The following is a 22210-nucleotide window of genomic DNA, read 5'->3' as shown; positions in this document are numbered from 1 at the left end:
GCCACCTGCGCGTCACTGGATGTTGCAGAACTTCTCGACCTTGGTGGTGGGTCCGGACACGATGAGGTGGTCGTGGCGCTCGACCGAGGTGTCGGGTCGGGCGTAGGCGAAGTCCTCACCGGTGCGCTTGACACCGACGATCGTCACGCCGTACTTGCTGCGCGGGGCGGACTCGGCCAGGGTCCTGCCCCAGGTGAACGACGGGGCGAGGGTACGGGCGATGGAGAACTCGTCGTCGAACTCGATGTAGTCCATCATCTGGCCGGTGAGCATGTGCGCGACGCGTTCACCCATGGAGAACTCGGGGTAGATGACGTGGTGGGCGCCGACCCGTTCGAGGATCGCGCCGTGCTTGCGGGTGATGGCCTTGGCCCAGATGTCGGGCACGCCTGCTTCGGCGAGCGCCAGGACCGTCAGGACGCTGGCCTCGATGTCGGTGCCGATCGCGACGACCGCGCGGTCGAAGTCCCCGACACCGAGCTGGCGCAGCGCCTGGTCGTCGGTGGTGTCGGCCCGCGCGACGTGGGTCAGCTCGTCGGCCCACCGGTCCACCAGCACCTGGTTCTCGTCGATGGCCAGGACCTCCTGGCCCATCCGGACCAGCGACTCGGCCACGGCCGAGCCGAACCGGCCGAGGCCGATGACGACGACGGACGTGGACGCGGGCTTCTTGAACTTAACCAATGACGGGTCGCTCCTCGGGCAGGTGGAACTGGCGGTGCCGGGACTTGAGAGCCAGTGCCGAGGCGACCGTGATGGAGCCGACGCGGCCCACGAACATGAGGACCATCAGCGTGATCTCCGCTGATGGTGGCAGGTGGGGGGTGATCCCGGTGGACAGGCCCACGGTGGCGAACGCGGAGATGGTCTCGAACAGCACCACGTCGAGCGCGTAGTCGGTGGCCAGCAGGATGGCCATGGTCCCGACGGCGATGGCAGCCAGCGCGAGCAGCACGACGGTGAGCGCCTGGCGCAGCGTGGAGCCGCCGATGCTGCGGTGGGCGATGTTGGTGTCGCGCTCACCGCGGACCTCGGACCAGATGACGAAGGCGAGCAGGAAGAACGTGGTGACCTTGATGCCACCAGCGGTACCACCCGAGCCGCCGCCGATGAACATGAGGACGTAGTTGACCGCCATCGTCTCGGGAGTGATGTCGGCGTAGTCGATGCTGTTGAACCCCGCGGTACGGGGCACCACGCCCCCGGTGACGCCACCGACGACCTTCCCCCACGGGGACAGTCCGCCGAGGGTGCCCGCGTTGGACCACTCCAGCAGGAGGAACGCCCCGATCCCCGCCACGAGCAGGATCAGCGAGCCGTGGACGGTCAACCGGGTGTGCACGGTCCACTGGTGCGGGGCACGCCAGCGGCGGCGCAGCTCGAACAGCACGGGAAAGCCGATGCCACCGGCGATGATCGCCGCACAGATCGGGAACATGATCCAGGCGTCGGCGACGAACCCGACGAGGTTGTCGCTGTACAGCGCGAAGCCGGCGTTGCTGAACGCCGAGATCGAGTGGAACACGCCGTGCCACACGGCCTCGCCCCAGGTGTCGTCGTAACGCTGGCGGAACCGGAGCGTCAGGACGGCCGCGAACGCGGCCTCGAAGGCGAGCATCGTCATCGCCACCCGGCGCACCACGTGCCGCACGTCCCCGATGTTCAGGGTGTGCGTCTCCGCCTGGGCGATGAGGGACGACCTGAGGCGCAGCTTCCCGCCGACCAGCATGCCCAACAAGGTCGCCAGCGTCATGATGCCGAACCCGCCGACCTGGATCAGCGCCATGATCACGGTCTGCCCGAACGGCGACCAGTACGTCGCGGTGTCCACTGTGGTCAGTCCCGTCACGCACACCGCCGAGACGGTGGTGAAGGCAGCGGTCAGCACGGGCGGGCGAGCCGGGCCCGGCGTCGAGTACGGCAGGGACAGCAAGGCCGTGCCCACCACGATCGCGGCCAGGAACGCGAGGGGCACGATCCGTGCCGGATGCGCGACCCCGCCCCAGAGACTGCGCACGGACTTCCTCCTCCACGCGGCCGGACGGCCAAGCCATCACACGGTAGCGGCGAGCTAGCCGCGGCGCGTCTCGAGCACGCGGAAGCCCTTGCTGCTGGCCAGGCGCTCCGTGGGCCAGCCCTGCTCGGTCAGCCACCGCTGCAGCGAGTCGCCACCGAGGTTCTTGCCCACGACCATCACCATGCGCCCGCCCGGCGCGAGGCGCGGGAGCCACGTCAGCAGCAGCTCGTGCAGCGCCTCCTTGCCGATGCGGATGGGCGGGTTGGACCAGATCTCGTCGAAGACCTGGTTGCCGGGCACCTGCTCGGGCAGGCAGGCGACGAAGCGCGAGTCGAGGCCGGCGGCGCGGGCGTTGTCGTTGGCGAGCAGCAGCGCGCGCTCGTTGACGTCGACGCCGGTGACGTTGGCCAGTGGCACGGCCTTCGCGATCGCCAGCCCGATGACCCCGTAGCCGCAGCCGAGGTCGAGGAACTGGCCCTGCACGGGCGGCTCGAGCTCCTTGAACAGCACCGCCGTCGCGTGGTCGAGGTGTCCTCGGCTGAACACCCCCGAGCCGGTGTCGATGGTCAGCGTGCTGCCCCACAGCTCGGCGGTGAAGCTCTCCCGCTCGAAGGGCACGCCGGGGTCGGCGGAGAAGTAGTGCTCAGTCATCGATCGCCTCTCGTCGGGCTCGGGCTCGCTCGCCCTGGGCGGCGAGCTCGTCGTCGTCGGGGTAGCCGACCTCCTCCAGCGTGAGGCCGTGGGCGTGCACCACGCGCACGCCCTGGTCGCGCCGGCGGCCGGCCATCACCTCGCCCGGCCACCCGGGGGGCTGCCGGCCCTCGCCGACCGCGAGGAGGCAGCCGACCAGGGCGCGCACCATGTTGTGGCAGAAGGCATCGGCGCGCACCGAGCCGACGACGAGCCCGGCGTCGTCGCGCCGCCAGTCGAGGTCGAGCAGCGTCCGGACGGTGGTCGCCCCCTCCCGCTGCTTGCAGAAGGAGGCGAAGTCGCGCAGGCCCACCAGCGGCGCGGACGCCTCGTTCATCGCGTCGAGGTCGAGCGGGCGCCCCCAGGTCAGCACGTGACCGCGCACGAGCGGGTCGGCGAGCTCCTGGGCGTCGGCGATGCGGTAGGCGTAGCGCCGCCAGACCGCCGAGAAGCGCGCGTCGAAACCGTCGGGCGCCTCGACCACCCGTCGTACCCGCAGGTCGGGCGGCAGGATCCCGTCCACGCGCCGGGCGAGGGACTGCAGCGGCGGCTCGGTCGAGCGTCCGGCGGAGGCCACGACCACCTCGGGATCGACGTCGACGTGCGCCACCTGGCCCCGCGCGTGCACGCCGGCGTCGGTCCGGCCGGCCACCGTCAGCCTCACCTCCGGCACCCGCAGCGCGGTGGCGAGCGCGGCCTCGAGCGTCCCCTGGACCGTACGACGTCCGGGCTGGGTGGCCCACCCGGAGAACTCGGCGCCGTCGTAGGCACAGTCGATCCGCAGGCGCACGCAGCGATCCTAGGACGCCGTCGCTCCCGTCGCGCCCCCGGCCGACTTTGTTCAACCAAATGGTTGACAAGGCGCGAGTCGGCGGCCTACGGTCTATTCAACCAATCAGTTGAAGAAGGTGCTTCGTGACCGACCAGCTCTCCCGTGTCTTCGCCGCACTGGCCGACCCGACCCGTCGGGACATGGTCGCCCGCCTCACCGAGGGCGACCACACGGTCAACGACCTGGCCGCGCCCTACGACGTGAGCCTGCAGGCCGTCTCCAAGCACCTCAAGGTGCTCGAGGACGCCGGCCTGGTGACGCGGACCCGGGAGGCGCAGCGACGTCCGGTGCACCTGGAAGCCGAGGTGTTCGACCTCATGACGAAGTGGATCGAGCGCTACCGCCGGCAGGCCGAGGAGCGCTTCTCGCGCCTCGACGCCGTGCTCGCGCGGATGCAGGACGACGACATCTCCAGCAAGACCACCAACACCGCCATTCCCAGCAAGCAGGAAGGAACCGCATCATGACGACCATGCAGACCCCCGACACGACCACCCGCTTCCCCGAGGCCGCGATCCTCCCCGACAAGCACGTTCCGGCCATCCACATCTGGCGTGACTTCGAGGCCACCCCCGCCCAGCTGTTCCGGGCACACACCGACCCCGAGGTGTTCTCGCGGTGGATCGGGCCGACCGACGTGGGCGCCGACATCACCCACTGGGACGCCCGTGACGGCGGCAGCTGGAGCTACACCGCACGTGGGACCGACGGCCGCGAGGAGTTCGCGACGTCCTTCCGCGGGTGCTTCCACACCGTGCGCGAGGACCGGCTCGTCCAGACCTTCACCTGGGAGGGGATGCCCGACGGCGTAGCGCTCGAGACGATGACCTTCGAGGACCTCGGCGACGGCCGCACCCGGCTGCACGCCGTGAGCCTGTGCGACTCCTTCGAGGACCGCGACGCTTGGCTGCGCAGCGGGATGGAGGTCGGCGTCAACGACGGCTACGCCGCCATCGACCGGCTCCTCACCGAGGGCGCGCTCTGATGGCACTCCCGGACGACCCGGCCGACCGCCACGCGGCGGTCGCCGGGGGGTTCGGCCGGCTGGTCGCGCAGACCCGCGACTGGGCCGCGCCCGCCCCGGTCGACGGCTGGACCGCACGCGACGTGGTGGAGCACCTCGTCGACTGGTTCCCGCGCTTCCTGGCAGGCGGCGGCATCGAGCTGCCGGCCGGCCCGTCGGTCGCCGACGACCCGACCTCGGCCTGGCAGCACCACGCGGACGCCGTGCAGGCGCTGATCGAGGAGCGGGGCGAGGAGTCCTTCACCCACCCCCACGCCGGCAGCCACCGGCTCGCCGACGCGGTCGACCGCTTCTACACGAGCGACGTCTTCATGCACTCGTGGGACCTCGCCCGGGCCGGCGGCCTCGACCCCCGGCTCGACGAGGACTTCGCCCACCAGCTGCTGGAGGGCATGCGGCCCCTCGACCGGGTGCTGCGCGACTCCGGTCAGTACGGCCCCGCTGTCCCCGTGCCGGACGACGCGCCCGTCGTCGACCGGCTGATGGGCTTCGTCGGTCGCGATCCCGCGTGGCGCCCGGAGAGCGTAGGCGCGCCATGAGCACCGTGGTGATGAACAACGTGGTCTCGCTGGACGGCTTCATCGCCGACCTGCACGATGATCCGGGCCCCCTCTTCGAGTGGTACTTCAACGGGGACCGGCCCCTGGCCGCCCAGGACATGGCCGACCCGGCGCCGGGGGGACTGCGCGTGTCGCAGACGTCGTACGACTACGTCCGACCGGTGTGGGACTCGGTCGGCAGCATGGTGATCGGCCGCCACCTGTTCGACATCACCAACGGGTGGGAAGGACGTCCCCCGGCGGGTGACCACGTGGTCGTCGTGTCGCACCGACCGAAGCCCGAGGGCTGGCACCCGGAGGCGTCCTACCACTTCGTCGACGACGTGGGCACCGCGATCGCCACCGCACGCGAGCTGGCCGGCGAAGGCATGGTGTCCGTGGCCGCGGGCGACGTGGGCGGTCAGGCCCTCGGCCTCGGTCTCGTGGACGAGGTGGCCATGGACGTCGTGCCGGTGGTGTTCGGCACCGGCAAGCGCTACTTCGGGTCCCTCGACACCCAGCACCTCCTCGACGACCCGGAGGTCGTCATCCAGGGCGACCGCGTGCTCCACCTCCGGTTCCGCGTGCGCCGTTGACCGGGTGCGGCCGGGCCCGGGTGCCCGGCGCCTGACAGGCCCGGCCTTCCTCGTAGGGTCGAGGACATGAGGTACGTCGTCTACGGCGCCGGCGCCGTCGGTGGAGTCGTCGGCGGCACGCTCGCCCTGGCCGGCCACGCGGTGACGCTCGTGGCCCGGGGGCCGCACCTCGAGGCCATCCGGGCGGGCGGCCTGGTGCTGGACGCCGGGGACGGCCGCCATCGCATCGACGCCCCGGCCACGGACACGGCCGCCGAGGTCGGGTGGACCGACGACACCGTCGTCCTGCTGGCGGTGAAGTCCCACCAGGCAGCCGTCGCCCTCGCCGACCTCCGCGCCCACGCCCCCGCCGACGTACCCGTCGTCTGTGCCACCAACGGCATCGCCACCGAGGCGGCCGCGCTGCGGCTGTTCGCGAGGACGTACGCCGTCTGCGTGATGCTCCCGGCGACCCACCTCGAGCCCGGCGTGGTGGTGGCGTCGTGCCACCCGACGCCGGCCATCCTCGACGTCGGCCGCTTCCCCGGTGGCACGGACGCGACCACCGCCGCGGTGGCCGCCGACCTCCGCGCCGCGGGGATCGAGTCGGAGGAGCGCGCCGACATCATGGCGATGAAGCGCCGCAAGCTCCTGATGAACCTCGGCAACGGAGTTGACGCCTCCTTCGCCCAGGGCGACGCGGCCGACGAGCTCGCCGAGCGGGCCCAGGCCGAGGGCGAGCGGGTGCTGGCCGCGGCCGGCCTCACCGTCGTGTCCGCCGAGGAGGACCGCGAACGGCGCGGCTCGATCCTGCAGCGCCGGACCGACCTCGAGCGTCGCGGCGGCTCCACCTGGCAGAGCCTCACCCGCGGCACCGGCGACTCCGAGATCGACTACCTCGCCGGCGAGGTCGTCCTCCAGGGCCGACTGCACGGCGTGCCCACCCCCGTCAACGACGCCGTGGTCGCGGCCACCCGCCACCTCGCCGCCACCGGCGGCGCCCCCCGCAGCCTCGACGCCGCCGAGGTCCTCGCCCGCCTCTGACTCCGGCGCTCGCGCGGGCGGTGCGTGAGGGGGGTTCCTCACCGTCCGAATCCCCCTGTCGCACCGCTCCCAGGCGTGTCCGCGTACGCCGCGCCGGAGAGCGGTGCCTGAGGAGCATTTCGGACTCTCGGAATGCCCCTCACCCACCGCTCTCCTGTGGCGGAGACGCAGCGAGGCCCGCCACCCCAGCGGGATGACGGGCCTGCGGTGCGTACCTGCGATCAGGCCTTGGACTCGTCCGACTCCTCGTCCGACTCCGCGGCCGGAGCCTCGGTGTCGGCAACCTCGGTGTCGGCGTCCGTGGACTCGACCTCGGCGGCGTCGCCCTGGGCCTGGGCCTCGGCGGTGTCGGTGTCGGCAGCCTCGGTCTCCACGACCTCGGTCTGACCGTCGACGGCCTCCGCCTCGACCTCGGCCGGAGCGGCCGAGGCAGGCGCCGGCGCGGCAGCGGCGTCGGTCTTCTTGGTCGAGGGAGCCTTCGGGCTGTAGGCCTCGGTCACCAGCTCGATGACCGCCATGGGGGCGTTGTCGCCCTTGCGGGGGCCGATCTTGGTGATGCGGGTGTAGCCACCGGGACGCTCGGCGAAGGTCGGCGCGATCTCGGTGAACAGCGTGTGCACGACCGACTTGTCGCGGACGGTCTTGAGGACCTCACGACGGTTGTGCAGGTCGCCGCGCTTGGCCTTGGTGATCAGCTTCTCCGCGACCGGGCGCAGCAGGCGAGCGCGGGTCTCGGTGGTGGTGATCCGGCCGTGCTCGAACAGGGCGGTGGCCAGGTTCGAGAGCATCAGACGCTGGTGGGCGGGGCTACCGCCGAGGCGGGGACCCTTCTTGGGCTTGGGCATGTGGTGCCTTCCTTCTCTCGGGCCGTGTCAGGTACCCGGGTAGACGACCGGCTCAGACGTTCGGCTGAGCCCGGTCGGTTTGGTGGTACGACCCTCGTGGCGAGGGCCGGGAGATCAGAGCTGCTCGTCCTCGATGAACGCGTCGTCGTCGTCGTCGCCGTAGGCGGCGAGGGCGGCGTGCGGGTCGAAGCCGGGCGCGCTGTCCTTGAGCGAGAGGCCCATCTCGACGAGCTTGGCCTTCACCTCGTCGATGGACTTGGCACCGAAGTTGCGGATGTCGAGCAGGTCCTGCTCCGAGCGCGAGATGAGCTCGCCCACGGTGTGGATGCCCTCACGCTTGAGGCAGTTGTAGCTGCGGACCGTGAGCTGCAGGTCCTCGACCGGCAGTGCCAGGTCGGCGGCCAGCTGCTCGTCGACGGGCGACGGGCCGATGTCGATGCCCTCGGCCTCGACGTTGAGCTCACGGGCCAGGCCGAAGAGCTCGACGAGGGTCTTGCCGGCCGAGGCGATCGCGTCGCGGGGACGGATCGACTGCTTGGTCTCGACGTCGATGACGAGCTTGTCGAAGTCGGTGCGCTGCTCGACACGGGTGGCCTCGACCTTGTAGGTCACCTTCATGACCGGGCTGTAGATCGAGTCGACCGGCATGCGGCCGATCTCGTTGTCGGCACCCTTGTTCTGCACGGACGAGACGTAGCCGCGGCCGCGCTCGACGACGAGCTCCATCTCCAGCTTGCCCTTGTCGGACAGCGTGGCGATCTTGAGCTCGGGGTTGTGCACCTCGACACCGGCGGGCGGGGTGATGTCGGCGGCGGTGACGTCGCCGGCACCGGACTTCCGCAGGTACATCACGACGGGCTCGTCGTGCTCGGAGGAGACGACGATGCCCTTGAGGTTGAGGATGATCTCGGTCATGTCCTCGGTGACGCCCTCGATCGTCGAGAACTCGTGGAGGACGGAGTCGACCTTGATGCTGGTGACCGAGGCACCCGGGATGGAGCTGAGGAGCGTACGGCGCAGCGAGTTGCCGAGCGTGTAGCCGAAGCCGGGCTCGAGGGGCTCGATGACGAACCTCGAGCGGAACTCGTCGACGGTCTCTTCCGTGAGGGTGGGGCGCTGAGCGATGAGCACGGAGTTTTTCCTTTCCGGATCCACCCGCTATTTGACGGATCCGAACATGGTGAGGAGTGGCGTGGAAGAGGGGCATCGGTGGCCGCCCGCACGGGCGACCACCGAACGGAGATCACTTCTTGGAGTAGTACTCCACGATGAGCTGCTCCTGGACCGGGACGTCGATCTGCGCCCGGACCGGGACCTGGTGCACGAGGATGCGCATCCGCGACGGGATGACCTCCATCCAGGCGGGGGTGACGCGCTCGCCGTGGGTCTCGCGAGCCACGATCAGCGGGGTCAGCTCGAGCGACTTCTCGCGCACGTCGATGATGTCGTGGTCGGTGACCTGGAAGGACGGGATGTCGACCTTCTTGCCGTTGACCACGAAGTGGCCGTGCGTGACGAGCTGGCGGGCCTGGCGGCGCGTCCGGGCGAAGCCGGCGCGGTAGACCACGTTGTCGAGGCGGCACTCGAGGAGCTGCAGGAGGTTGTCGCCGGTCTTGCCCTGGCGGCGGCTGGCCTCCTTGTAGTAGCGGACGAACTGCTTCTCCATCACGCCGTAGGTGAAGCGAGCCTTCTGCTTCTCGCGGAGCTGCAGCAGGTACTCGGACTCCTTGATGCGACCGCGGCCGTGCTGGCCGGGGGCGTAGGGACGCTTCTCGAAGGCAGCGTCGCCGCCGACGAGGTCGACACCGAGACGGCGCGACTTGCGGGTCATGGGACCGGTGTAGCGGGCCATGTGTCAGTCTCTCTTTCTCAGTCTCGGGTCAGACGCGGCGGCGCTTGGGCGGCCGGCATCCGTTGTGCGGGGTGGGCGTGACGTCCTGGATGGTGCCGACCTCGAGGCCGATGGCACCCAGCGACCGGATGGCGGTCTCACGACCCGAGCCCGGGCCCTTGACGAAGACGTCGATCTTCTTCATGCCGTGGTCCATGGCGCGACGGCCGGCGGCCTCGGCAGCCATCTGGGCGGCGAAGGGGGTGGACTTGCGCGAGCCCTTGAAGCCGACGGTGCCGGCAGAGGCCCACGAGATCACCGCACCGGTCGGGTCGGTGATCGTGACGATGGTGTTGTTGAACGTGCTCTTGATGTGGGCTTCGCCCTGAGCGATGTTCTTCTTCTCCTTGCGGCGCACCTTGGTCGCGCGGCTCTTGGGAGGCATTCAGTAACTCCTGGTGAGGTCTGGTCTGGAAGCGTGCGTAGGGACTGAGGTGATCAGCGCTGAACCCGATGAGGGGCGCAGATCACTTCGCCTTCTTCTTGCCGGCAACGGTGCGCTTGGGGCCCTTGCGGGTGCGCGCGTTGGTCTTGGTGCGCTGGCCGCGGACCGGAAGGCCCATGCGGTGGCGGCGACCCTGGTAGCTGCCGATCTCGATCTTGCGGCGGATGTCCGCCTGGACCTCACGCCGGAGGTCACCCTCGATCTTGAAGTTGGCTTCGATCTCGTCGCGAAGCTTGACCAGCTCCTCGTCACCGAGCGTGTGGACCCGGGCGTTCGGGTCGACACCGGTGGCAGCGAGCAGCTGCTGGGAGCGGGTACGGCCGATGCCGTAGATGTAGGTGAGAGCGATCTCGATGCGCTTGTCGCGCGGGAGGTCGACACCAACGAGGCGTGCCATGTGGCGGTTCCTTGTCTGTTCTCGCATCGGTTTCGGTTCGTGTCGCGTCCCATCCCGCCTCGGGTGGGCTCCGGCCGGTGCTCCGGAGGTGACTTCGGTCAGGCGGTGCCTGGCCTAGCGATCACGTTGTGGTGGTGCTGGTCGTGCTCAGATCGTTCTCGGACGGCGAAGCCGGCCGAGGACGATCACCCCTGCCGCTGCTTGTGGCGCGGGTTCTCGCAGATGACCATGACCCGGCCGTGACGGCGGATGACCTTGCACTTGTCACAGATGGGCTTGACGCTGGGGTTGACCTTCATGTCAACGATTCCTTGCTACTCGGCTGGCAATGTCACTTGTAGCGATAGACGATCCGACCCCGGGTGAGGTCGTACGGCGAGAGCTCCACCACGACCCGGTCCTCGGGGAGGATCCGGATGTAGTGCTGTCGCATCTTGCCGCTGATGTGCGCGAGCACCTTGTGCCCGTTGGCCAGCTCCACGCGGAACATGGCGTTGGGAAGGGCCTCCACGACGGTGCCCTCGATCTCGATCACGCCTTCTTTCTTCGGCATGTCCTCCACAATCTGTCGTCTCGTTGTCTACCGTGGCCCGGGAACCGCCCGGCACCGTGCTACGCAGGTGTCCGGTGGACCTCGTGAGGCGGTCCGGGGAACCTCTTCCCGGGCACGCGCGCAAGCGTCTTGGACGATCACACGAGATTCCGGGCAGCCGCGAGGCGCCACGAAACACAGCCCACGTTGGGCCGACGCACCAGTTTAGTCAGGCGTACGTCGAGAACGCCAATCAGCGAGACGGCGCCGCCGTCGCGCCCCGGCCGGGACACGCCCGGGCGCGGGGGTCGGCTCCGTGTCACCGGCGACCGGCTGCCAGTCCGCGTCCCTCGCCGGCCGGGACGTCGTGCGCCGCAGCGAGCGGAGACTGGTCGCGGCCCGGAAGCGCTGCCAGGGCCCGACCTCCTGCGACATCGCCCGCCGCTCGGCGTCGATCGACTCCCAGTACGTCGCGGCCGCGGCCACCGCGGGCGCGCTCGGACCGAAGACGAAGCTGTCGGCGCGGCGGGCCAGTGTGCCGGCCCCGCCGGACGCGATGCCGGCCGACTGCTCGCGCCGGGTGACCGTCGGTCCCAGCGGCACGGGCTGCCCCAGGTCGCGCGCGTGGTCGACGAGCTCGCGCCAGGCGCCCACGAAACGAGCCGACGCCGACGGTGCGCTGCGGCGCCGGTACCGGCGCCACGCCTTGAGGCCGACCACGGCTGCCAGCAGCAGGGCGGCGACGAGCAGCGGGAGACCGACGTAGGTCACCACCGCCCCGACCCACGACGGGACGCCCGGGATGACGCTGTCCTCGTCCTCGTCGGCCTTCTTCTTGCGGGTGGCCTTGCGTTCCTTGAGGTCGGCGTCGCTCTGCTCCCCCGCGTCGGACGGCGGCGGGATCGGGTTGGGCGGCGGGATGACCGTCCCGGACATCGGCGTGTTGGTCTCCGGCACCTGGTCGGCCGGAGGCGTGTCCGACATGAACGCCTCGGTCGGCAGCGTCCTCCAGGACCCGTCGGCGGCGCGCAGCTCCACCCAGGCCCACACGTCCTTGCCGGTGACCCGCCCGCCCTCCGGGACCACGGCGCCGAGCACGACGCGGGCGGGCACACCGATGTCGTTGGCGATCAGCGCCATGGTCGCGGCGTACTGCTCGTCGTTGCCCACGATCTGCGGCGCGTTGACGAACTCGTCGGACAGCCGCCACGCGCTGTGGCCGGCGACGTAGATGCGCTCGGTGCGGCCGACGCCGTCGGAGTACTTGCCATCCGAGCGCAGGTGCTCGGCGGCGGCCAGCACGCGGTCCATCGGGTCGGTGCCGGCGTCCTCGGTCCACTTCTCGGTCGGACCCTGGATGAACGCCGCGCCCGCCGGCAGGGGTGTCAGGTCGGCCGACCCGACGGTCTCCTCGCCCAGCTCGTCGTCGGGCTGGACCGCCGTGAAGGAGTAGCGGTCGCCGCGCTGCATCCCGGTGGGCACGACGGCGGTGGAGGTGGCGAGGTTGTAGCGGAAGACCTCGGCCTTGGCGCGTGCGTCACCGGTCTGGAACTCCAGGGACCGGAGGGCGCCGACCGTGGGCAGCCACACCCCGCTCCACCCCTCACCGAGGGTGACGGTCGCGTCGACCTCCTTCCCCTCGACCGGGTTGTCGATGGTGGACGACACGCGCTGGAAGGAGTCGTCCGCCGGACCGGGCAGCGCGTCGTCGGTGGCGCCCCACACCATTCCGTCGTAGCGGTCCATCGCCGCGAACCGCACCCGGGTCCCGGCGGGCACCCCGTCGATCTCGAGCAGCGTCTTGTCGTAGACGTTGGCCGGGTTGGGCTCGCCCTTGAGGTCGACGTACTTGCGGAAGCCGGCGAGGGGCGAGGGGTAGCGGCCGATGTCGAAGGGCGGCTCGACCCAGTTGCGGGCCACCGCGCGCTCCGAGTCGTCGCGGACGAAGAGGGCGCTCGCGGGATGGGCGAGGAGCGCCGCGAGGCCCAGCATGACGACGGCTCCCACACCGCGGACGTACGACGTGCTGCCGCCGTGCACGGCCGCACTCGCCCGGCGGGCCCGGATCGCCAGCCAGGCGAGGGCGAGCACGGTGAAGACCGCGCCCTGCACGACCAGCGACTGGGGGTGGCGGACCCCCAGGAGGATCGCTCCCGAGAGGACCACGGTCATCCCGGCCACGGGCAGAAGGGCCGCCAGCCAGGGGCGGCGGACCGGGAGGTCGGCCAGCGTGCTGCCGACGAGCCCGGCGACCATCCCCGCCAGCCACGGCAGCACCAGCAGCGGGCCGTCGCCGTCGACGGGCGGCAGCGTGGTCAGCAGGTCCTTCCAGCCGAAGACCGCCTGGTCCGCGACCCGGGCGAGGGTGCCGGCACCGGGCAGCGTGTAGGTGTCGCCCAGCGAGCGCAGGCACAGTGGTCCGCCGAGCACGAAGAAGAGGACGAGGCAGATGACGACCGCGGAGATCACCGGCCAGCCGGCCGCGCGGGTCAGGTGGGTGACGAGGATCGCGACCACCGTGCCGAGCAGGCCGATCACGAGGTAGGCCGACCCGGTGAACGACGAGCCGAACGCCGTCAGCGCCACCGCGGCCAGCGCGAGGGTGAAGCCCATGTCGACCCACGAGTGGCGGTCAGGCAGCAGCGCGTGCGGCCGTACGCGGGTGCGGGTGCCCGTGGCCGAGGTGTTGCGCGCACTCATCGCACGCTCCAGCGGAGGAGGCCGCCGAGGTCCTCCTTGGCCGCGAGGTGGAGGACGGGCAGGCCACCGGTCTCCGTGACGCGGCTGTTGCCCCGAGGGTCGACCACGATGCCGTAGCGGCGCACCTCGGGCGGGAAGGCCGCCGAGGACCGGAGCAGGTCGGTGAACGGCGACTCGCTGCCGCCGATGAAGAACGCGAGGCTCGTGTCGGGAGCCAGCATGCTGGCCTGCCGCCCGGACTCGACGAGGCCGCGGTCGCCGAGGTCGGCGCGGCAGACGGCGTCGAGCGCGAGGTGGCCGTCGGAGCCGGACGAGGCGTGCGTGCCGCACACGAAGGACACGTCGAACTCGTCGAGCACCGCCCGCACCGCGATCGACGCGGCGACGGCCATCGCGGTCTCGAAGTCCTCCGGGTCGGACCACGAGCCGAGCCGGTCGTCGACGACGATCGTGGCGTGGCTGCGGCGGGTGTCGAGGTACTGGCGCACGAGCAGGGCAGACTCGCCGCTCGAGGCCATCACCTTCGCCGACGACCGCCAGTGGATGTGTCGCAGGTCGTCACCGGGGACGTACTCCCGCAGCGCGTGGAACGCCAGGTCGCTCTGGCTGACCGCGTCGGTCGAGACACCCTCGAGGTCGCGCAGCAGTCCGGCGCCGAGCGACTCCAGGGGCACCAGGTGCGGACGCACGAGCACCTCGCGCACCGGCGTCCAGACCACGTCACGCGAGAAGATGCCCACCGGGTCGCCGCGACGGGTCATCGCCGGTCCGACCGCGATGACGCCGCGCCGCTCGGTGCGGATGGTGAACGACTCCTCGTGGGTCGCTCCAGGAGCGAGCGAGCTGATGCCGTAGCGGTGCACGGCCGACCCCACCGGGACCTCCAGCGTCGTCGGGACCAGGCGCGAGGAGGCGCGGTTGACCACCAGGACGCCGGCAGCCACCGACTCCCCCGCCGCCACCCGCTCGGGCTGGAGCCGCAGGTCGACCGACACGGACGTCCGGCCGAGGAGGAACGGCAGCGCGAGCACCATCAGCAGCAGGCAGCCCGTGCCCAGCACCGCCAGCTCGCGCCACTGCGCGATGACGGCCACCAGGAGAGCACCCAGGCCGAGACCGAGGACCAACCAGCCGATCGGCTTGATGACCTCGAGCGCCTCGTTCAACCGCTGCCTCATCGCCTTGGCCCGCCGATCGACGCCGTCGCGAGCGCCTCCAGACGGGTGTGGCGGCAAGGCGGAGTGCCGAAGACGGGCCGGAGGCCCTTCGAGCGCGCGACAACGCCGCCGACGCGCCCGGATGGCGGCGCGCAGCAGGCGAGAGATCGGCGGACCAAGGCGGTCAGGCCCCCACGCGGTCGGTCGGCGACGCGACGGCGTCGAGCAGGCGCGAGATCACTGTCTGCACGTCGACACCACTGAACTGCGCCTCGGCGTCGAGCAGCATCCGGTGCGAGAGCACCGGCTCGGCCAGGTCCTTGATGTCGTCGGGCACCACGTGGTCGCGACCGTCGGCAGCAGCCCAGGTCTTCGCCACCCGTACGAACGCCAGGCAGCCGCGGGCAGACAGACCGAGCTTCACGTGCGGCTGCCGACGCGACTCCTCGGCGAGCTCAGCGACGTAGCCGACGACGGCCGGGTCCACGTAGACCTCGTCCGCCAGGCCGCTCATCTGCGCGATCGTGGCCGCCGTGATGACGGGGGTGACCAGGGCGGCCCGGTCACGGACCGCCGCGTTGTTGAGCAGCTCGACGGTCGCCTGGCGGTCGGGGTAGCCGACCGAGGTCTTCATCAGGAAGCGGTCGAGCTGGGCCTCGGGCAGCCGGTAGGTGCCCGCCTGCTCGATGGGGTTCTGGGTGGCGATCACCAGGAACGGCCTGCCGACCGGGTGGGCCACGCCGTCGACGGTGACCTGGCCCTCCTCCATCACCTCGAGCAGCGCCGACTGCGTCTTGGGAGAGGCGCGGTTGATCTCGTCGGCCAGCACGATCGTGTGGAAGATCGGGCCGGGGTGGAACTCGAAGGTGCCCTTGTGCTGGTCGTAGACGGTGACGCCGGTGACGTCCGAGGGCAGCAGGTCGGGGGTGAACTGGATGCGTGCGTGGCTGCCCTGCACGGTGTTGGCCAGCGCGCGGGCGAGCATCGTCTTGCCGGTGCCGGGGAAGTCCTCGAGGAGGATGTGCCCCTCCGACAGCAGGCAGGTCAGTGCCAGCCGGACGACGTGACGCTTGCCGAGGACCGCCTTCTCCATGTTGTCGGTGAGCTGGTCGAAGGTCGACTTGAACCACTCGGCCTGTTCGTGGGAGATCGTCAACGGTGCTCCTGTTGTCGGGAAGGGCGATGGATGGGGCGGGGACCGCGGCCGCGGGCTAGGGGAAGGTGTAGACGAAGCGCTGGTCCGCGTAGTTGAACGAGAACCTGCACGTGCCGGCGACGGTCTCGCCGGACTGGTAGTAGGCACCCACCTGCCCGTTGAAGTCACCCGACCCCTGGGCGTCGCGGACGAACGGGAACTTGTCGAACTCGCAGCGCCAGATGGCCTTCTGTGCGTCCGGCGCGAACGAGATGTTGAGGACCGCGAAGGCACACGAGGGGACGTCGCACGGCGTCTCCGGAGGGCCGCTCCAGCAGTTGTTCTCGAGCACCTCGTCGCCGTCGGTGCAGGAGGCCCCCCGCGATATCCCGATGGACGGTGGCGGTGGTGGGGGGGTCCGGTCCGTGCGGACGGAACGATCCTCGCCCCGACCGCCGGGGTCGTCGTCGTACAGACGCACCGAGATGGTGACGTTCTGGTTGTACTCCGCGGCAGTGAAGGTCTTCTCGAAGGCGAAGCGGCCGGGGCCGCCCGGACGGAACACCTCAGTGGCCGCGTCGCCGACCTGCACCTCCACCACGCTCGGGTTGCCGTTGCTCGTGCCGGTGATGGTCCACGTCATCGTCCTGCCGTTGAGGGCCGGCGGACCGACGTCGTCGAGCATGCCGTCCAGGCGACCGTAGGACTGGACGTTGACCACCGCGCTGAGGGTGCACCCGGCCGGAGCCTCCTCGTTGCACACCCGCAGCTGCACGGGGAAGGGCCCTTCGTTGCTGGGCACCTGGATACGCGTGGTGTTGGTGCCGGTCTGCTGCTCGATCGTCCGGTTCACCCCTCCGGCCACCAGGATCTCCACCTTGCTCACCGAGCCGCGCGACTCCGGAACCGTGTACTGGAGCTGGACCTCCTGGCTGGCGCCGGTGGCAACGGCGGAGAAGGCAGCCCACTGGGCCGGACGACCGACCGCCTCGATCGGAGTGCCCGCGCTCGGTTGGGAACGCTTTCCCGGCTGGTCGAGGGGCTGGTTCGCCGCGACCACGGTGTAGGTGTAGGTGAGGCCGTCGTAGGGCACGCCGGCGTGGGTGCAGGTCAGCGACGCGAGCCGCTGGCAGCCGGGGACGCTCCCCGAGGTCACGCCGTTGTCGTAGCTGACCGTGTACACCGTCGGGCCGGGACCCTCCGGCAGCACCGCCTGCCAGGCCACCCGGATGCTGGTCTGCTGCGCGCCGGACTCGAGGTCGGTCACGGCCGGCGCGGCGGGCGCCGGTGGCGTGCCGAGGGGCTGCATCTCCCCCGACGTGCGGGCCAGGGAGTAGCCCACCTGGTTCCGCGCCTTCACCGCGAACGTGTACTGCTGGTTGTTGTCCAGGCCCGTCGCGGTGTACGTCGTCGTGCTGCCGGCGACGACCACGGGGCCACCTCCCGGCCACGTGACGGTGTAGTCGAGGATCCGCGAGGTGTTCGTCGGTGGCTTGTCCCAGGCGATGGCGATCTGCCCGTCGTCGCGGCCGGTCATCCGGATGTCCTGCACCCGGCCGGGCTGCGTGTCGGCGCGGGCCGAACGCGACACGTTGCTCCAGTCGCTGGCGCCCACGCGGTTGAACGCCTGCACGCGGAAGCTGTAGTTGCCGCCGGTCTTCAGCTTGCGGAAGACGCACTCGTTGGTGTCGCACCGCTGCTTGGCGCCGGTCTTCTCCTCGCGCACCATGTAGTGGAGGACCGGGGCTCCTCCGTCGTCGTCGGGCGGCGCCCACCCCATCTTGATGGTGCCGACCTCGTCGGACAGCGGGTAGGGGCGCGGCTCGCCGGGAGGGGAGGGCGTGCCCACGACCGTGAACGCGATCCGGCCCTCGGCGGTGCGCGACGACGGCGGGTCGCTGTCGTCCACGTCGCTCACGACCAGCCGGAAGCTCGCCTCCGCGCCGCGGGTGTCGCGCTCGGCCCTCAGCGTGAGCCTGCTGCCGTCCACGCTGGCCTTCACGCCGGGCGTCCCGGTGTTCTGCACCTGCACGATGTTCGGCTCGGGGTCAGCGACGCCGGCCTGGAGGTAGGCGGCCATGTCGTAGGTCCGGCTCTGGCCGGCCTCCATGGTCTCGACGCGGATCGGCGACAGTCGCGGCGGCGGGGCCTGGGCGAGCCGGAAGCGCACCTCCTCCGGGTTGCTGTCGCCGGCACGCACCGTCAGCACGGCCTCGCCGCCCTCCGTGGCGTCGTCCGAGGCGGTGACGGGGACGACCGAGCCCACGGGGCTCCCGACGTCGACGCCGTCGACGGCCTGGCTCCACTCCGCGGAGAAGTCGAGTCCCTCTGCATCGCGGGGGTCGACGGTGAAGACCGTGCAGTACGAGGCGATGTCGAGGTCGTAGCGCTGGCCCGCCGACATCGGGATGACGCTGGTGGGGCACTGGAGCGACGGGGTGTCGTCCCCGACGACCACCGGGATCGACAAGATGGCGGTGACGCCGTCCTCGGTGGTCGTGGCGTCCTCGTTGCCGCTGGCGTCGGTCGCGGTCGTGACCTCGACGAGGACCGAGCCCGGTCCGCGGAAGCCCTCCGGGGCGGACAGGCTGAAGCGGTTGTCGCCGTCCGGCCCGACGGTGAGCGGCTCAGGCGAGGCGGCGTAGGACCGACGGCCGGAGGCGAGCCGCACCTGACCGCCGTCGGGCGCGGCGATGTAGTCGGAGACCTTGCCCGTCATGCTGTCCCCGGAGTCGAGCTCGATGAGCGACCCTGGCAGGACGTAGGGCAGGCCGTCGCCCGTTGGCGGGATGTAGACCGAGGCGACGGCCGTCGCTCCATCGGCGTCGCGCACCTCGAAGGGCAGCACCTTCGGGGCCGGGCCGCGGTCGGCGCGCACCTGCACTCCGTCGACCACCCGGGCCGACGGGTCACCGGAGACGTCGACGACCTCGAGGTCCTCCGCGGTGCCGTCGGGGTCGTAGGCGCCGTCCAGGACGTCGACGACCACGCTCCCGCTGTCGTCGGCACGGCCGAAGGCGTCGTAGACGATCGGCGGGTTCTCGTAGCCGTCCGCGGTGGTGAGCGTCATCGTCGCCCGGGACTCGTCGATGCCGTTGGTGACGCGGTAGACCAGCACCGTCGGCGGCGCCTTCACAGAATCGGACGCGGGCACGGTCACCAGGTTGGTGTCGGGGTCGAGGCGGGCGCCGTCGGGGCCGTCGAGGATCTCGACCTCCACCGAGTCGCCGGGGGCGATGAAGTCGTTGGCGAGCGGGTCGAAGGTCGCCGTGCGTCCCGGCTCCACCGTGAGCCTGTCCTCGACCGCGAGCGGCGGCTGCGGCTGCCCGGGCCCGACGACGGCGATCCGGACGGTGCCGGTGGCGAAGGCGCCCTGCGAGTCGACGACCGAGTAGGTGAACTCGTCCGTGCCGACGGTGCGCGGATAGGCCTCGTACTCCAGGAAGTTGCCGCCGACGGACGAGATCCGGCCCAGGCGGGGCGCTGACGTGATCCCCGTGACCGTGACGGGGTCACCGTTGCGGTCGACCCCCACGCCCGGCACCCGGACCTTGACGGTGTCCCCGGAGACCACCCGGCCCTCCAGGGTCGGCGGCTCGGGAGCGTCGTTGGGGTCGTCGGCGGGAACCACCGTCACCCTCAGGGTGCCGTCGGCGCGCTTGCCCTCGAGGTTCTGGGCGACGTACGTGATCGAGTAGGTGTCGCGCTCCTCGACCCGCTCGGGGGCGACGTAGCGCACCACGCGCCCGGACACGAAGGCCTTGCCGACGTCGCCGGTGACGTCGATCGGCGCCACCACGGCGAGCTGGCCGGGGGTGTCACTGCTCGACAGGTCGTTGAGCAGCGTCAGGCGGTCACCGGCCGGGGACACGTCGTTGTCGAGCACGGGCGCGGCAACGGATCCCCCGGCCCGCACGACGACCTTGTCGCCAGCCGTGATCGGGACGTTGTCCGCCGGCAGCGCGCGCTGCGTGACCACCACCTCCCCGCGCACACTGGCGCTCGCGCCGTTGCTGATCGTGTAGGAGACGGTCTGGGTCTGGGGGGCCAGGTCCGGCCCGGTCGCGGAGATCCGCAACCAGCGCCCGTCGACGATCGCCACGTCGAGCTGGTCGGCCCGGTCGCCCTCGGCGCGCTGGACGACCAGCAGGCCGCCTCCCGGGTCCAGGTCGTTCGCCAGCACGTCGACGACGCCGGGCGCCTGCCCGTAGACGGTGAGCGTGTCGGGCATGGCGATCGGGTCGGCGGCGCGCTTGGGGCTCGACCTGACGTCGACGCGGATCGTGCTCTGGTCGAGCGGGGCGTTGCCGAAGGCTGCGTCGTAGCTGAGGAAGTAGGTGCCGGCCCGCTCGCCGGTGAAGGTCAGCTGCCCGGCGTCGAGGTCGGTGACGACCTTGGCGTTGGGCTGCTGGGGCACCTTGCCGCCCAGCGACAGCTCGGCGTCGGTGGCGTTGGGGTCGGACCCGGGCAGGTCGTTGAGCAGCGGCCGGATCTTGATCGGCGTGCCGACCTCACCGCGTACGACGTCGGGCTCGGCCTGCGGCGCGTAGGCCTTCTGGTCGTTGGGCGCCTGGACCTGGAAGCCCATCGACCTCGTGACGGGGGCGGAGCGGCCGTCGGTGACGGCGAACTCCACGCGCACGACCTGGGGGCCGTCGGCGGGACCGGACGGAGCAGAGAAGCGGAGCCGGCCGTCGGCGGTGGTGCGGGCAGCGGCTCCGGTCTCCTCCCCGCCCACGGCCTGGGCGGACTCGAGGAGCAAGGTGTCGCCGTCGCGGTCGTCGCGCCAGTCCCCCAGCACCGGGACGGCGAGCTCACCGCCGTGCGGCACCTTGTAGGTCGGCTTCTTCCACCCCTCCCGCGGGGCAGGTGGCTCGTTCTGCTCGGTTCCCCGCACCGCGACGTCGACGGCTGCGTGGGCCGACAGGCCGTCGCGCCCGTCGTCGATGAAGTAGTCGAACCGGGCGGGCCGTGCGTCCTCGGGCATCTCGAGGACGAGCGTCTGGCCGTCGGGGCTGATCTCGACGCGGGCCCCGCCGGACGGCTGGTCCACGTCGACGATGCTCAGCAGGCGACCGTCGGGGGCCGAGTCGTTGTCGAGCGGGTGAAGCACGGTCGTGCGCCCGGCGCGGACGCCGTAGGAGTCGGGCTTGGCCCGCGGCGGTCGGCGGTCGGCGTCGGTCTGGTTCTCGTTCTCCTCGTCGTCGTCCTTGTTCTTCTTCTTCGACGTGAAGGCTTCCCAGTTGTCGATGCGGACCGGCTTGTCCTGCTGCACGTCCCAGACGGTGCCGCTGTTGGCGTCGTTCAGGACGATCTCACCGCGGTTGACCCGGAACGCGAGGCTGGTGGCGTTGCCGCCCAGGTCGTCCTCCATGACCTCCTGCGAGCCGCACTGCACGGCGACAGCGCCGAGGCCGCCGGACCAGGCGCCGTAGACGCACGCCCCGAGGCGGACCGGCTCCACGGCGGAGCCGGACCTGTCGGACACGGTGGTGACGTCGCCGGACTCGAGGTCGACGCTCACCAGCCCGTCGGGCGCGCCGACGAGCACGGCGTCGTAGCCCGGTCCGGGCTGCTGGAGCCTGCTGAGGGGCGTGACGGAGGCGGTCGCACCGCCGACGACGCTCAGGACGCCGGCGTCCGCGTCGAGGGTCACGATGCGGTCACCGACCGTCGTGACGTCGGTGACCTGGCCCGCGTCGCCGGACAGCTCGCGGGTGCGCGGCTTGCCGAAGCCCGCGTCGGTGGGTGCCAGGGTCGTGACGGTGCGCTGCTCGGTGGAGGTCACGACGACCGTGCCGTCCTGGCTGACGGTGAGGGCCGCGCCCTCGCCCGTCTCGGCCAGCGGCTCGGCCTGCCGGTCGACGGCGCTGACGACCGGCTTGCCGAGCTCGTCGTCGTAGCGCACGGCCCAGACCTCGCCGGTCTCGGCGTCCACGGTGGCGAGCGAGCCGCCTGCCATGGCGACGTCACCCGTGACCGGGATCGCGGCGGAGCCGCCGTCCTGGGCCTCAAGACGACTCGTCTCGATCACCTGCCCCCGGCTCGTGCCGGCGTCGAGGGTCACCACGGCGGCGCCGTCCTGGACCACGTCGAGGCGGGCCTTGCCGTTGTCGCCCGGGACCACGCCGTCGAGCTGGTTGATCGGCTTGTTGAGCCGGCCCGACCAGCCCTTCTTGCCGTTGACCACCCAGACGCCACCGTCGTTGAGCTCGGCCTCGTGCGACTTGTAGCCGTCGGCGGACACGGCGTAGACGGCGACCACGGTCGACGCGACGGCCAGCGCCACGCCGGAGGCGATGCCAGCGCGGTGTCGACGCAGAGCAGTCACTCGTGCCACGCCAGCCCCCCTTGGCCCACGGATGAGGTACGCCCGCCGCACACACC

At 71.2% G+C, this 22210-nt stretch carries 20 protein-coding genes; 5 read left to right on the top strand and 15 right to left on the bottom strand.

Annotated features, from left to right (window positions below; all coding sequences use genetic code 11):
* Nucleotides 1-12: 12 nt before the first annotated feature.
* The 4 genes from ACFQW6_RS21670 to truA are packed head-to-tail and all read right to left on the bottom strand — an operon-like array spanning nt 13 to nt 3497.
* Complete coding sequence (locus ACFQW6_RS21670; protein ID WP_378550538.1) at nt 13-684, bottom strand: potassium channel family protein; 672 nt, start codon at nt 682-684, stop codon at nt 13-15.
* On the bottom strand, nt 677-2017 hold the full coding sequence (locus tag ACFQW6_RS21665) for a TrkH family potassium uptake protein (protein ID WP_378550536.1): 1341 nt from the start codon (nt 2015-2017) through the stop codon (nt 677-679). Before ACFQW6_RS21665 ends, ACFQW6_RS21670 begins: the two co-directional genes overlap by 8 nt.
* Before the next feature lie 54 nt (nt 2018-2071).
* Complete coding sequence (locus ACFQW6_RS21660; RefSeq protein WP_378550534.1) at nt 2072-2668, bottom strand: class I SAM-dependent methyltransferase; 597 nt, start codon at nt 2666-2668, stop codon at nt 2072-2074.
* Nucleotides 2661-3497 (bottom strand): tRNA pseudouridine(38-40) synthase TruA, encoded by an 837-nt coding sequence (gene truA, locus ACFQW6_RS21655; protein ID WP_378550532.1) that lies wholly within the window; start codon nt 3495-3497, stop codon nt 2661-2663. The genes ACFQW6_RS21660 and truA overlap by 8 nt, the downstream gene beginning before the upstream one ends.
* A gap of 125 nt (nt 3498-3622) precedes the next feature.
* Between truA and ACFQW6_RS21650 the strand changes: the two genes are divergently transcribed.
* The 5 genes from ACFQW6_RS21650 (at nt 3623) to ACFQW6_RS21630 (ending at nt 6721) form a co-directional block, all read left to right on the top strand.
* Entirely contained in the window at nt 3623-4006 is a 384-nt protein-coding gene (locus tag ACFQW6_RS21650; RefSeq protein WP_378550530.1) for an ArsR/SmtB family transcription factor, read from the top strand.
* Nucleotides 4003-4524 carry an SRPBCC domain-containing protein gene (locus tag ACFQW6_RS21645; protein WP_378550528.1) on the top strand — a complete coding sequence of 174 codons (522 nt, stop codon included), beginning with the start codon at nt 4003-4005 and terminating at the stop codon, nt 4522-4524. Before ACFQW6_RS21650 ends, ACFQW6_RS21645 begins: the two co-directional genes overlap by 4 nt.
* Nucleotides 4524-5102 carry a maleylpyruvate isomerase family mycothiol-dependent enzyme gene (locus tag ACFQW6_RS21640; RefSeq protein WP_378550526.1) on the top strand — a complete coding sequence of 193 codons (579 nt, stop codon included), beginning with the start codon at nt 4524-4526 and terminating at the stop codon, nt 5100-5102. The genes ACFQW6_RS21645 and ACFQW6_RS21640 overlap by 1 nt, the downstream gene beginning before the upstream one ends.
* Nucleotides 5099-5698: a dihydrofolate reductase family protein gene (locus ACFQW6_RS21635; RefSeq protein WP_378550524.1), complete on the top strand. Its 600-nt coding sequence runs from the start codon at nt 5099-5101 to the stop codon at nt 5696-5698. The genes ACFQW6_RS21640 and ACFQW6_RS21635 overlap by 4 nt, the downstream gene beginning before the upstream one ends.
* Nucleotides 5699-5764: 66 nt before the next feature.
* A complete protein-coding gene (locus ACFQW6_RS21630; protein ID WP_378550523.1) occupies nt 5765-6721 on the top strand; it encodes a ketopantoate reductase family protein in 957 nt (318 codons plus the stop codon).
* A gap of 221 nt (nt 6722-6942) precedes the next feature.
* On the opposite strand, the gene rplQ is transcribed toward ACFQW6_RS21630, so the two are convergent.
* From rplQ to ACFQW6_RS21575, 11 genes are all read right to left on the bottom strand, one after another.
* Nucleotides 6943-7566, bottom strand: coding sequence for a 50S ribosomal protein L17 (gene rplQ / locus ACFQW6_RS21625; protein WP_378550521.1), 624 nt, complete (start codon nt 7564-7566; stop codon nt 6943-6945).
* A gap of 114 nt (nt 7567-7680) precedes the next feature.
* Nucleotides 7681-8697: a DNA-directed RNA polymerase subunit alpha gene (locus ACFQW6_RS21620; protein WP_129474471.1), complete on the bottom strand. Its 1017-nt coding sequence runs from the start codon at nt 8695-8697 to the stop codon at nt 7681-7683.
* Nucleotides 8698-8809: 112 nt separating this feature from the next.
* Entirely contained in the window at nt 8810-9418 is a 609-nt protein-coding gene (gene rpsD, locus ACFQW6_RS21615) for a 30S ribosomal protein S4 (RefSeq protein ID WP_378550518.1), read from the bottom strand.
* A gap of 28 nt (nt 9419-9446) precedes the next feature.
* Nucleotides 9447-9842, bottom strand: a complete 396-nt coding sequence (rpsK, locus tag ACFQW6_RS21610) for a 30S ribosomal protein S11 (RefSeq protein ID WP_010831742.1) — start codon at nt 9840-9842, stop codon at nt 9447-9449.
* Between the two features lie 82 nt (nt 9843-9924).
* Nucleotides 9925-10299, bottom strand: coding sequence for a 30S ribosomal protein S13 (gene rpsM, locus ACFQW6_RS21605; RefSeq protein WP_036490072.1), 375 nt, complete (start codon nt 10297-10299; stop codon nt 9925-9927).
* A 185-nt stretch (nt 10300-10484) separates the two neighbouring features.
* Nucleotides 10485-10598 carry a 50S ribosomal protein L36 gene (rpmJ, locus tag ACFQW6_RS21600; protein WP_004008316.1) on the bottom strand — a complete coding sequence of 38 codons (114 nt, stop codon included), beginning with the start codon at nt 10596-10598 and terminating at the stop codon, nt 10485-10487.
* A gap of 32 nt (nt 10599-10630) precedes the next feature.
* Complete coding sequence (gene infA / locus ACFQW6_RS21595) at nt 10631-10852, bottom strand: translation initiation factor IF-1 (protein WP_056599768.1); 222 nt, start codon at nt 10850-10852, stop codon at nt 10631-10633.
* A gap of 204 nt (nt 10853-11056) precedes the next feature.
* Nucleotides 11057-13531 (bottom strand): transglutaminase domain-containing protein, encoded by a 2475-nt coding sequence (locus tag ACFQW6_RS21590; protein ID WP_378550515.1) that lies wholly within the window; start codon nt 13529-13531, stop codon nt 11057-11059.
* Nucleotides 13528-14709: a DUF58 domain-containing protein gene (locus ACFQW6_RS21585; protein WP_378550513.1), complete on the bottom strand. Its 1182-nt coding sequence runs from the start codon at nt 14707-14709 to the stop codon at nt 13528-13530. Before ACFQW6_RS21585 ends, ACFQW6_RS21590 begins: the two co-directional genes overlap by 4 nt.
* A 163-nt stretch (nt 14710-14872) precedes the next feature.
* Nucleotides 14873-15844 (bottom strand): AAA family ATPase, encoded by a 972-nt coding sequence (locus ACFQW6_RS21580; protein ID WP_378550511.1) that lies wholly within the window; start codon nt 15842-15844, stop codon nt 14873-14875.
* Between the two features lie 55 nt (nt 15845-15899).
* Nucleotides 15900-22163 (bottom strand): Ig-like domain-containing protein, encoded by a 6264-nt coding sequence (locus ACFQW6_RS21575; protein WP_378550509.1) that lies wholly within the window; start codon nt 22161-22163, stop codon nt 15900-15902.
* Nucleotides 22164-22210 lie beyond the last annotated feature (47 nt).

Origin of the sequence: Nocardioides sp. GCM10028917 (genome assembly GCF_042666175.1) — a bacterium.
GTDB lineage: Bacteria > Actinomycetota > Actinomycetes > Propionibacteriales > Nocardioidaceae > Nocardioides.
This window is presented reverse-complemented; position numbering and strand designations above follow the sequence as displayed.

Bases quoted from the DNA above. Each gene is read 5' to 3' on its own strand.
- ACFQW6_RS21660 (WP_378550534.1), bottom strand. From the start codon at position 2,668: ATGACTGAGCACTACTTCTCCGCCGACCCCGGCGTGCCCTTCGAGCGG.
- ACFQW6_RS21645 (WP_378550528.1), top strand. From the start codon at position 4,003: ATGACGACCATGCAGACCCCCGACACGACCACCCGCTTCCCCGAGGCC.
- ACFQW6_RS21640 (WP_378550526.1), top strand. From the start codon at position 4,524: ATGGCACTCCCGGACGACCCGGCCGACCGCCACGCGGCGGTCGCCGGG.
- ACFQW6_RS21635 (WP_378550524.1), top strand. From the start codon at position 5,099: ATGAGCACCGTGGTGATGAACAACGTGGTCTCGCTGGACGGCTTCATC.
- ACFQW6_RS21630 (WP_378550523.1), top strand. From the start codon at position 5,765: ATGAGGTACGTCGTCTACGGCGCCGGCGCCGTCGGTGGAGTCGTCGGC.
- rplQ (WP_378550521.1), bottom strand. From the start codon at position 7,566: ATGCCCAAGCCCAAGAAGGGTCCCCGCCTCGGCGGTAGCCCCGCCCAC.
- rpsD (WP_378550518.1), bottom strand. From the start codon at position 9,418: ATGGCCCGCTACACCGGTCCCATGACCCGCAAGTCGCGCCGTCTCGGT.
- rpsK (WP_010831742.1), bottom strand. From the start codon at position 9,842: ATGCCTCCCAAGAGCCGCGCGACCAAGGTGCGCCGCAAGGAGAAGAAG.
- rpsM (WP_036490072.1), bottom strand. From the start codon at position 10,299: ATGGCACGCCTCGTTGGTGTCGACCTCCCGCGCGACAAGCGCATCGAG.
- rpmJ (WP_004008316.1), bottom strand. From the start codon at position 10,598: ATGAAGGTCAACCCCAGCGTCAAGCCCATCTGTGACAAGTGCAAGGTC.
- infA (WP_056599768.1), bottom strand. From the start codon at position 10,852: ATGCCGAAGAAAGAAGGCGTGATCGAGATCGAGGGCACCGTCGTGGAG.
- ACFQW6_RS21590 (WP_378550515.1), bottom strand. From the start codon at position 13,531: ATGAGTGCGCGCAACACCTCGGCCACGGGCACCCGCACCCGCGTACGG.
- ACFQW6_RS21585 (WP_378550513.1), bottom strand. From the start codon at position 14,709: ATGAGGCAGCGGTTGAACGAGGCGCTCGAGGTCATCAAGCCGATCGGC.